This is a genomic window from uncultured Agrococcus sp., assembly GCF_945915485.1.
Lineage (GTDB): Bacteria > Actinomycetota > Actinomycetes > Actinomycetales > Microbacteriaceae > Agrococcus.
On sequence record NZ_CAMEFJ010000001.1, the window covers coordinates 102,041 to 112,508 of the forward strand.

The 10,468-nt window shown below is 62.4% G+C and carries 9 protein-coding genes and 1 pseudogene; 5 read left to right on the plus strand and 5 right to left on the minus strand.

Features of this window, described 5'->3' with window-relative positions; translation table 11 throughout:
• Nucleotides 1-77 precede the first annotated feature (77 nt).
• Complete coding sequence (gene lnt, locus Q0O95_RS00470; RefSeq protein ID WP_293694267.1) at nt 78-1,559, plus strand: apolipoprotein N-acyltransferase; 1,482 nt, start codon at nt 78-80, stop codon at nt 1,557-1,559.
• The gene (locus Q0O95_RS00475) at nt 1,552-2,283 is read left to right on the plus strand and encodes a glycosyltransferase (RefSeq protein ID WP_293694269.1); all 732 of its coding nucleotides are present in this window, start codon (nt 1,552-1,554) and stop codon (nt 2,281-2,283) included. Before lnt ends, Q0O95_RS00475 begins: the two co-directional genes overlap by 8 nt.
• Nucleotides 2,284-2,289: 6 nt before the next feature.
• Here Q0O95_RS00475 and Q0O95_RS00480 read toward each other — a convergent pair whose 3' ends face one another.
• The 3 genes from Q0O95_RS00480 to Q0O95_RS00490 form a co-directional block, all read right to left on the minus strand.
• Nucleotides 2,290-3,045 carry a glycerophosphodiester phosphodiesterase family protein gene (locus Q0O95_RS00480; protein WP_293694271.1) on the minus strand — a complete coding sequence of 252 codons (756 nt, stop codon included), beginning with the start codon at nt 3,043-3,045 and terminating at the stop codon, nt 2,290-2,292.
• Between the two features lie 95 nt (nt 3,046-3,140).
• Nucleotides 3,141-4,442: an SPFH domain-containing protein gene (locus Q0O95_RS00485; protein WP_293694273.1), complete on the minus strand. Its 1,302-nt coding sequence runs from the start codon at nt 4,440-4,442 to the stop codon at nt 3,141-3,143.
• A gap of 35 nt (nt 4,443-4,477) precedes the next feature.
• A complete protein-coding gene (locus tag Q0O95_RS00490) occupies nt 4,478-4,936 on the minus strand; it encodes an NfeD family protein (protein ID WP_293694275.1) in 459 nt (152 codons plus the stop codon).
• Between the two features lie 121 nt (nt 4,937-5,057).
• Here Q0O95_RS00490 and Q0O95_RS00495 point away from each other — a divergent pair, with 121 nt between their 5' ends.
• Entirely contained in the window at nt 5,058-5,819 is a 762-nt protein-coding gene (locus Q0O95_RS00495) for an SDR family oxidoreductase (protein WP_293694277.1), read from the plus strand.
• Nucleotides 5,819-7,798 (plus strand): prolyl oligopeptidase family serine peptidase, encoded by a 1,980-nt coding sequence (locus Q0O95_RS00500; protein ID WP_293694278.1) that lies wholly within the window; start codon nt 5,819-5,821, stop codon nt 7,796-7,798. Before Q0O95_RS00495 ends, Q0O95_RS00500 begins: the two co-directional genes overlap by 1 nt.
• Nucleotides 7,799-7,812: 14 nt before the next feature.
• Here the strand turns inward: Q0O95_RS00500 and Q0O95_RS00505 are convergent, their stop codons facing one another.
• Nucleotides 7,813-9,015, minus strand: a complete 1,203-nt coding sequence (locus tag Q0O95_RS00505; protein ID WP_293694280.1) for an MFS transporter — start codon at nt 9,013-9,015, stop codon at nt 7,813-7,815.
• 149 nt (nt 9,016-9,164) lie between these two features.
• On the opposite strand from Q0O95_RS00505, the gene Q0O95_RS00510 reads away from it, so the two are divergent.
• A complete protein-coding gene (locus Q0O95_RS00510) occupies nt 9,165-9,344 on the plus strand; it encodes an LPXTG cell wall anchor domain-containing protein (protein WP_293694282.1) in 180 nt (59 codons plus the stop codon).
• 920 nt (nt 9,345-10,264) lie between these two features.
• Here the strand turns inward: Q0O95_RS00510 and Q0O95_RS00515 are convergent.
• A pseudogene (locus tag Q0O95_RS00515) lies at nt 10,265-10,468 on the minus strand (cytochrome c biogenesis protein DipZ); the annotation flags it as partial.

Below are 10,468 nucleotides of genomic sequence, written 5' to 3' on the forward strand. Positions count from 1 at the left end.
CCGCACGCGCCCGTCAACGCCCCACGTTTCGACGCGACAAGCCCGTGCCGCTGTGGATGGCCCTTACCGTGGGCGCGATGTCTGGAGCTCTGCTCACGACCGCGTTCCAGCCGCTCGGGTGGTGGCCCCTCGTGCTCGTCGCAACGGTCGGCGAGCTGTGGATTCTCCGCGGTCAGCGCCTCCGCAGCGCGTTCCTGATCGGCCTCGTCACCGGTATCGTCTTCTGGTTCATCCACATCTTCTGGATCACCGTCTACCTCGGCCCCGTACCACTCATCGCGCTCGGTCTGTTCATGGCGCTCTGGCGTGGCGCAGGTGCTGTGCTCATCGCACTCGCATACAGCAAGCTCGAGGCGTGGATCGCGCCGAAGTGGCAGCTCGTCGTCTTACCGCTCACCGTGGCGGCGACCATGGTGGCGCGAGAGACGCTGAGTTCCGGTTGGCCGTGGGGCGGATTCGCCTGGGGCCGACTGTCCTATACACAGGCCGGGACGATCGTGGGAGACGCCGTCTCTTGGGTTGGTGCCTCGGGGCTGTCGTTCCTGATCATGGCGGTTGCGGCCCTGCTGGTACAGCTCATCGTTCGTCGACGTGGCGAAGCTCGTCGTTCCATCACGGTCGGTGCCGTAGCGATTGTCGCTCTCGTCGCGATACCCGGTTATCCGGTGCAGCTGAACGATACGGTTCGCGTAGGAGCCGTGCAGGGAGCGAGCGAAGCCGGTTTGCTGGCAGAGTACGAACCAGGCGACATCATCCGCGAACATCACGATGCCTCGCAATTGCTCGAGGGCGATTACGACGTCGTCGTGCTCCCCGAGAACGCTGGGGAGGTCAATCCGCAAGAGAATCCGGAGTCGCGTTGGATCATGGACGAGATCTCATCAAGGACGAATGCTCCCATCGTGATCGGTGCCGTGACGGGCGATAGTGACGAGATGTACAACTCGGCGCTGGTGTGGGAAGCAGGGGTCGGTGAGTCGCAGATCTATCACAAACGGCATCCCGTACCATTCGCCGAGTACCTGCCGGAGCGTGAGTTCTTCAAGCCCATCCTCGAATCGCTCGGGTTCTACCACCTGATACCTCGCGACTATTCGATCGACCCGGACAGTGCCAATGCGTTCGCGTTCGACAACTTCGTCGCCGGCGTGGCGATCTGCTTCGACATAAAAGATGACCGGTTGATGCGTGAAATGGTCATGGAACACGACGCGAGCATCGTTCTCGCCCCGACGAACAATGCGGACTTCGGGGAGGGAAGTGCTGAGAACGTGCAACAGCTCGCGATAGCTCAGCTACGGGCGCAAGAATTGGGCAGATCAACGGTGAACATCTCGACCGTCGGGACGAGTGCCATGATGCTGCCGGACGGAACGATGGTCGAGCGACTACCGCAATACGAGCCGGGAGTCATGTCCTACGACCTCCCGACCTCCTCGACAATTACGCCTGCCATGCGTTTTGGTGGCATCATCGATTGGATCGTCCCTTTGCTGGGCCTCGGCCTCGTATTGACATCGACCGTACGAAAGCTGCAGATCGGAAAACGAAGTGCCTGAAATCCTGGTAGTGATTCCCACGCTCAACGAGGTAGACAACCTCTCACGGACCGTGGGGAGAGTCCGCCAGCACCTTCCGCACTCCGACGTGCTCGTGGTCGATGATGATTCCCAGGACGGAACAGCTGAGCTCGCCGACAAGCTCGGAGCGGAAGATCGGGGTGTAACCGTCGTTCACCGAACCTCCCGTGGCTTTGCCAGTGCGATTATGGAATCCTTCCGCTATGCGCTCGAACACGGCTATAACTACGTGGTAACCGTCGATGCCGACGGCGCATACGATCTCGCAACGCTTTCCGAACTCGTCGAAGCCGCACGGACGGGCGACCTCGATCTCGTGATCGGCTCCCGGTGGGTACCCGGCGGTGACGTCAAGAACATGGCCGTGCGCCGACGGCTGACCTCGTGGTTCGGCAACACCTACACTCGTCGGATGCTGGGCACGAGCGTACAGGACCTCACGAGCACGGTTCGTGTGTACTCATCCCGGATTCTCGCACGCATCCCCTTCGACAAGGTGAAGTCCGAGGCATACGCGTTCCAGATCGAACTGGTGACCAGAATCGCGCAGGCGGGAGGGCATATCGCGGAGTTGCCGATCGCCTATGTCGAGCGCGCGATCGGCAAGTCGAAGATGCGCGCGAAGGACATGTTCGTTGCCGGCGGCCGCGTCACCCGCTGGGGCCTGCGCGGTGTCAGGGCGCGCCCGAAGCCGGGAGCCTGACCTGCGCTAGCGCTCCGCGACAGCATGCAGCGCGACATCGACTCGATCGGTCACGATGCCGTCCACACCGACTCTGAGCAGTCGTTCTATGTCATCTCGCTCGTTCACTGTCCAGACGTGCACTTCCGTACCGCATTCGTGGGCGAGTTCCAGAAGGGCTCCCGTGAGCACTCTCGTTCTGCGCACGCGCTCGGGGATCTGCAAAGCATCCACGTCTCGAAGAGCACGGCTCATCACCGCTCTGGAACCGAGTTTCGCTGCCCCGAGCGCCCTGAGCACGATGGTTCGCGATGCACTTGTCGCGACGTCCGGCAGAAGCTGTCGCGCACGACGCCGGCGTGCTTCCCGGAAACTCGTCAGCAGGACACGATTCGTCACGCGAAGAGCCGATATTGCTCGGACCGTTGGCGCAACTGCGGCATCGCTCTTCATGTCGATATTGAAACGAGTATCGGGAAAGGCATCGAGCACGTCGTGCAGCGTCGGAACGGTCTGATCGTCACCGAGGGGTATGTTCTCGAGTTCGTGCCAGAGGAGTGAATCGATCCGTTCCGGACGTCCGGCGGTCCGCTCGAGCGTAGGGTCGTGTGCGACGACCGCGACACCGTCCGCCGTCGCGTGCACGTCCGTTTCGACGTACTCTGCGCCCTCGTTGATGGCCGCGGCGAATGCCAGCATGGTGTTCTCGGGTGCATCCAGCGCGAACCCGCGGTGCGCCAGCACGCGCGGAGCGTCGGGGGTGAAGAAGTCTCCCGGAGTCACGATGTCTCCCTTCCCAGCCGTTACGGCAGCGGGCCCGATCCGGTACCGCTGAGGGCCCCACGCTTTGCGTGGGGCCCTCACTGCGTCCGAACGACCTAGCGCTGCTCTCCGTCAGCGTCAGTCTCCGGGTAGGGCCCGGCCTGCAGTTCTTCCTCGGTCGGAATCGCCTCTCCCGTCACCTGCTCGCTTGCTGCCTGCGGGTCACGCGACGGCAGCTCCTCGCGAACGGTCTGCACGGCAGCGTCGTAGCCGGCGTCCGGTGTCTCGTCGGCAAGGGACGTGCTGCTGCTGATCGTCTGATCCTGACCGGCGTCCTTCGGGTCGATGCCGCTGGACGCGAGCGTTTCGGCGATCGACGGCACGTCGACGTCCTTGACGGTGTCGGGGGAGAAGGTCTCATCGAGAATCGACTTGTCGCCCTCGTCCTTCTCACGGTCGACGCGCGTCCGCTGGTAGGGCGTTTGCGCCTTCCCCTCGAAGAAGCCCTTGCCGATCTCGCCCAGCGCATCGGTGAGCTCGCTCGGGATGATCCACAGCTTGTTCGACTCGCCTTCCGCGAGCTTGGGCAGCGTCTGCAGGTACTGGTAGGCGAGCAGCTTGTTGTCGGCGTCACCCGCGTGAATCGCTTCGAACACGCGCTCGATGGCTTCGGACTCACCCTTTGCCAGGAGGATCTGTGCTTCAGCATCACCCTTTGCACGAAGAACCTGAGCCTTCGCTTCACCCTCAGCACGGAGGATCTCGGACTGACGAAGACCTTCGGCCTCGAGAATCTGCGACTGCTTCGAACCCTCGGCCGTCAGGATCGCAGCACGACGGTCACGCTCGGCGCGCATCTGCTTCTCCATCGAGTCCTGGATCGAGACGGGCGGATCGATCGCCTTCAGCTCGACTCGGCTGACGCGCAGACCCCACTTGCCGGTCGCCTGGTCGAGCTCACCGCGGAGTCGACTGTTGATCGTGTCGCGGCTGGTCAGTGCCTCTTCAAGGTTCATGCCACCGACGACGTTACGCAGCGTCGTCGTCGTGAGCTGCTCGACGGCTGCAAGGTAGTTCGCGATCTCATAGGTCGCCGAGCGGGGCTCGGTCACCTGGAAGTACACGACCGTGTCAATCGAGACAACGAGGTTGTCTTCCGTAATGACGGGCTGCGGCGGGAACGAACGAACCTGCTCGCGCATGTCGATCGAGTAGGCCTCGCGGTCGATGAAAGGAACCAGGAAGTTCAAGCCCGGCTCCAGGACCTTGTGGAATCGGCCGAATCGCTCGACGATTCCCGTGTATCCCTGCTTCACGATGCGAATCGATCGGAAGATCGTCACCAGAATGAAGATGACGAAGAGCAGTAGGAGGATTCCACCAATCGCGAGTCCGAAGAAGGATCCCGGATCGTTCATTGTTTGTTCCTTTCGGTTGGGGTCGTACAGCGGTGTTATCGCTGAGTCGGAATGACGATCGCCGTCGCGCCTTCAATCGAAGTCACGACGATGCGCTCGCCTACATCTGGGTCACGCTGCGGCACGGAGGGGGAGAGGATGGCCGTCCAGACGTCACCGTTGGAAAGCTGGACGCGGCCGCGGCCGCGCGAGAACGGCTTCGTGACTTCGCCCTGCAGGCCGACGAGTCCGGAGACGTTGAGTTTCACCGGGTCACCGGTCGAATGCAGTCGGGAGAGGAGCATGGGTCTCACAAGCACCAGGAGGAGGACTGCCGCGGCGCCCGCGATGATGATCTGCGCCCAGAACGGCAACCCGGTGAGCGAGGCGACAAGACCGACAACCGAGCCGAGACCGAGCATGAGGAAGGTGAACTCGAGGGTGAGCATCTCGATAATGAAGAAAATCAGCGCAACAACGAGCCAGATAACCCACGCCCACGACCAGAAGTCCATTCTTCTCCTTAGATTTCTTCTCCCAGTCTATTGTGCTGCACACAGCCTGCGTACGCATCCAGGGAATTCTCGTTGAGCTTGTCGAGCCGTTAGGGTCGATAGCAGCAGAAAGGACTCGCTCGTGAACAACGTTTTGGAGGCCGGCTCTCTCGCCGGCAAAACCGCTCTCGTCACTGGCTCCAGTCGCGGTATCGGGGCCGACACCGCTTTGGAGTTTGCCGCTGCCGGCGCGAACGTCATCATCAACTATCGGCAGAAGGCACCACGGGCAGAGAAAGTCGCTGCCGCCGCGCGTGAGCACGGAGTCGAAGCACTCACGGTGCAGGCCGATCTAACCGACCCCGGGAGCGTGCAGAACCTGTTTTCCGAAGCCGAGTCTGCGTTCGGCGGGATCGACATCCTCGTGATGAACGCATCCGGCGGGATGGAAGCGAGCATGGGCGAGGACTATGCCATGCGCTTGAACAGAGACGCCCAGGTCGAGCTGCTGACGGCAGCGCTCGGCACGCTGCGGCCCGGAGGACGCGTCGTGTTCGTGACGAGTCACCAGGCGCACTTCATCAAGACCACGCCGACGATGCCGGAGTACGAACAGGTCGCGCTTTCGAAGCGAGCGGGCGAGGATGCGCTCCGCGAGATGGTTCCGCAGCTGAGCGAGCGAGGAATCGAGTTCGTCGTCGTCTCCGGTGACATGATCGAGGGCACCATCACTGCGACCCTGCTCGAACGTGCCCGACCGGGAGCAATCGAAGCCCGACGGGAGTCCGCCGGCAAACTCTTCAACGTCGCAGAGTTCGCAGCGGAAGTCGCCAGGGCCGCCGTCGACCCTGTTCCTGCTGACAACACGCGGCTCACGGGTGACGTCTCAGGGTTCAACGCCTGATGCGCGCGCAAGATATCGAAAAACTCGTCTCCCTCTCCCGTCCCGCTGTCGCGAATGACGGAAGTTTTGCGCTTGTTGCTGCTTCCCATCCGTCGCTCAAAGCGAACGCGCAAGTCGGTCAGCTCTGGCGCGTATCGCTGGCCGACGGAGCGCGCACGAGACTGACGCGCGGAATCCATGACACTTCGCCAGCGCTGACGCAAGACGGTGATACTGCCGTGTTCCTGCGGTCTGTCGATGACAAGCAGCAGGTGTTCGCCCTCCCGCTGAATGGTGGGGAAGCGGTGCAGCTCACCTTTATCAAGCACGGAGTCACCGGCTTCAAACTCTCGCCGGACGGTACGCATCTCGCACTGCAGGTGCTCGCCCCGCGCCAGGGGAGAGGAGACTCTGTCGAAGGGCTCACGCCCAACCAGCAGTCACCGCGGCATATCACCTCACTCAAGTACCTTTCGAACGGCCGCGGCTACATCGACGACTCCGATGCGCACATTTTCGTGCAAGAGATCGACATCGCCGCCTCGCTTGCCGCCGCTCCAGACCCCGAAGCGGCGCCACGACCCGACGGGAAGAAGGACGAGCCGTCTGAACGCGATACGAGCGTGCAGCTGACTCGAGGTGAAATAAGCTTCGGGCTGGCGAACTGGTCGGAGCAGGGCATTCTCGCCATCACCGCCAGACATGAGACAAGGGACTCCGACCTTCGATCCTCGCTCGTCCTCGTAGATCCTGCTGCACCCGGGCAGGACCCTACGGACATCGTCTCGGCTGCTGCCAACCTTTCGATCGCCGATGCCATCGAGTCGGATGGTGCACTGTGGCTGCTCGCCGGTGACCTGGGGGAGCGGGGGCGCGATTTCGTGGCGCAGTCCGCATCCGTCTACGTGCTGGAGAACGGCGAACCCACGCTATTGACGGAGCCGAACGCGTTCGACTTCGGCGACCCCGGTTCGCACTTGGTGGCAGCCGAAGGGGGAGTGCTTGCCCTTCGTCGCATCCGCGGTCGAATTCAGCTGGTTGCGGTGGGACGAGAGTCGGTAGAGCAGCTCACCGACTCCGATCAGGAGGTCCTCGCTGCAGCTCGTGCAGGGGATCTTACGATCGCCGTCGCGCAAACCCCTACGTCATTCGCCGAACTCGGCACCGTGGACGACAACGCCTGGCGCCCGCTTACCGATTTCGGTGCCGACCTGCAGGATGCCGGCATCGTTGTTCCCGTAGAGCACGAGTTTCCGACGCGAGACGGCGGCACGGTGCACGGCTGGGCGTGGATTCCGGCAGGCCCTGGGCCGCATCCGGTGCTGCTGAACATCCACGGAGGCCCCTTCGCGCAGTACGGCGTGCACGTGTTCGATGAGGCGCAAGTTGCCGTTGACGCAGGCTACGCAGTGCTGCAGTGCAACCCTCGCGGATCGGCGGGCTACGGTCGGGACCATGCGGTTGCGATCAAGGAGGCCATGGGAACGGTCGATCTGACTGATGTTCTCGACTTCGTCGACGGTGCTCTGGACGCCCACCCGGAGTTCGATGGTGACCGTCTCGGCGTCATGGGCGGATCGTACGGCGGCTATTTGACCGCGTGGACGATCGCGCACGATCATCGCTTCTCTGCTGCGATCGTGGAGCGCGGATATCTCGACCCGGCATCCTTCATCGGCACGAGCGACATCGGATCGTTCTTCAGCGAGGAGTACACGGGATACGACCCTGCGCACACACTGACGCAGTCGCCGATGGCGGTTGTCGATCAGGTGAGGACGCCCACGCTCGTCGTGCACTCGGAGCTCGACTTCCGGTGCCCGCTCGAGCAGGCGCAGCGCTACTACATGGCCCTGCGGCGAGGTGATGTGGATGCTGAGCTGCTTGTCTTCCCCGGCGAGGATCACGAACTGACTCGGTCGGGTCAACCGCGTCACCGGCTGGAGCGGTTCGAACACGTTATGGACTGGTGGAACCGCAAGCTCCCGGTCGGAGCGTAGGGCCGGTATCGATCTCAGGAGTGCGACGCTTCCCGGCGTCCGCGCCCAGCCGGTACGGCGATGATGAGCTGCAGGAGACACACCACGACCATGGCGATGAGGGCCGCGGTCCATCCGCCGGTTCTGTCGGCGAGTAAACCCGCGAGCATCGGCCCGAGTGCCGCCATAAGGTAGCCGAAGCACTGCACCATGCCCGACATCTTCGCGGTTTCGAGATTCGTGCGTCCTCGCAGACCGATGATGGACAGCGCTACGGCGAGCGAGCCTCCGCTGCCAAGGCCAGCGACGATCGCCCAGATCAAGCCGGCTTGCGGGACGAATAGGAGCCCCAGCAATCCGAGCAGCATGGGAACACTGGTGATCACCGTTGCCTCGACTTGGCTCTCTTGCCGTCTCATGAGAAGCGGTGCGGACAATGCCGAGACGATACCGACGATCTGGTAGGCGAAGAGGTGCATTCCCGCCTGTTGCTTGCCCACCCCGGATGCTATTTCGACTGTCGGCAGCCATGTGATCATGAAGTAGAAGGTTGTGGACTGCAACCCCATGAATATCGCCGCATACCAGGCGACGGCTTGCTTCCACACGCTCCGGGGCCGAACGGCGAGCCGGCCGTCATCATCCGCTCCTGCACCGGCTCGAGTGCGAGGCAGCCAGAGGAGAGCCACGACAACGACGGGTATCGCCCAGAAGCCCAGTGCGTTTTGCCACCCGAACCATTCGGACATCGGTACCGCGACGGCAGAGGCCACGGACGCCGCCACCGTGATACACGCGGAGTACACTCCTGTCGCTTTGGAGACTCTCGTACGGTAGTCGCGCTTGACGAGCGTCGGCACCAGGACATTGCCGATCCCGATTGCGCAACCGATGATGACGGTCCCTGCCCACATGCCGGACAACCCCAGGTACGAACGGATCAAGAGCCCAGTCGCTAACAGTATGAGGGTCGCGAAGACCGCGCGATCCATACCGATGCGCCTCGTCATGAGATACACGAACGGGGAAATCGCCGCGAATGCGAGTACGGGAAGTCCACCCAGCACTCCCTGCGCAGACTCGTTCAGCCCCAATTCCGGTGCGAAAACCGGTAGCAGCGGCCCCACGGATGTGAGCGCGGGCCGCAGATTGAGCGCAACGAGGAATACCATGGCCGTCACGACGGCGGCCCAACGCGCACCAACGGGACGGGACACTGTTTCCGACGCAGAGTTCACGGCACATGCCTTTCGATCGCAGCGGCTTCTAACGCCAGCAACGCTGACGCCTGTGGTCCTGCCTTGATACTCGCGCCTCGGAAAGCCGGCGATCCACCGCGAACACAGTGCGTTTCACCACATACAGAAAACGGGGCTACGCTAGGGGCATGGATCTTCTTCCCGTGACCGGCACCGAGATCGCGACGTGGGTGTTCATTCTCATTGCGGTCCTCGTACTGGTGCTTGGCATACTGCTCTTCGTGCTCGGCCGCCGCAAGGCGAACAGGGCTGCGGACGCCGCCGCTTCTTCCGAGGCTTCGGACGATACGGGCGGGGCGGGCGACTAGCCGATCCCGAGCGAAGCACCTCGAATCCATTGTGGTCGCTTCGCAACGATCGTGAACGCGCAGCGCACGAGGGCGCATTCGCGTCCCGGCCGCGCGTAGTCACCGTCGTCGAATCGCTCGATCGATAACCCAGGAACGAGTCACCCTACAAGCCCAAAGGGCGGGGAATACGTTATGTCAACTCCTCGTGAGCCGTGCGTCGCAGGGGACAGAGGGCGGAAACCTGGCATCGAACGGACATTCTTGGCACACCGTCAACGTTCGCACTCTGCCGAATGAGCGATCGAAACGAACCGCACCGTCGATACGAGTCAGACAATTGTTTCGCGCGCGAATTCGATGGCACTGTGCCGGCCAGCCGGTGAGAGCTCGATTCCGTGAACAACCATCGCAGCAACTGTGCAGAAGGGTTCAGGTGATCGCACACTCGCGCAACACGTATTGGCTTCTCGCTGTGCGCCTATTTCGCCGATAATGCACATTATGTCAGTTAAAGGATCGATCACCGCCGCAAGCCGCGGGAATGCTTCTCAAAGCCCCTTCCCCGCAACGCCCAAGCCAGGCACCGAAGCGAATCAGGTCGCCGCACCATCTCTGGCAGCAAATCATGAGATTCGATAGTCTGGCCCGTTATGCAAAACGACGAAGAGCCCACTATTGAGATCAACGGCGTGCAATTCTCGGTATCTTTCACGAGCGATATGACCGATGAAGACAGACTGCGCCACGGTATGCCCGCACGCGGCACGATCTGCGCCTGCCCAGATTGCACCTGCTCGAATGAGGCCGATGTGGGAACCCCTGAAGATCCCCGCTGCGGCTGCTGTGTTGCCGACTGCCCCGACGTACACGGTCCCGAAGCGTACTTTCGCGACACGAGACCCTGGCGTCGCCGCTTCACATCACCCGACTCGGCTCCCTCACCCGAACGTGAATGAGTAGGCTTCAACGCCTGCGGGAACCGTGACTTCGATCGTCCCAGCTCGGCTCTCGTCCACGTTGAGCAGCTCATAGGAGGTCGGGGTCCCGGAGACTTCTATCTCGGTACTCTCTCCGTCGACTTCCGCGATCACGGTCCCCTCTCCTGCGAGCACCATCCTGACTTCCTCACCGCGATACTCCAG

What these genes read in the sequence shown, in the direction of transcription:
- Q0O95_RS00490 (WP_293694275.1), bottom strand. Translation starts at nt 4,936, where the DNA reads ATGGACTTCTGGTCGTGGGCGTGGGTTATCTGGCTCGTTGTTGCGCTG.
- Q0O95_RS00500 (WP_293694278.1), top strand. Translation starts at nt 5,819, where the DNA reads ATGCGCGCGCAAGATATCGAAAAACTCGTCTCCCTCTCCCGTCCCGCT.
- Q0O95_RS00510 (WP_293694282.1), top strand. Translation starts at nt 9,165, where the DNA reads ATGGATCTTCTTCCCGTGACCGGCACCGAGATCGCGACGTGGGTGTTC.
- Q0O95_RS00485 (WP_293694273.1), bottom strand. Translation starts at nt 4,442, where the DNA reads ATGAACGATCCGGGATCCTTCTTCGGACTCGCGATTGGTGGAATCCTC.
- lnt (WP_293694267.1), top strand. Translation starts at nt 78, where the DNA reads ATGTCTGGAGCTCTGCTCACGACCGCGTTCCAGCCGCTCGGGTGGTGG.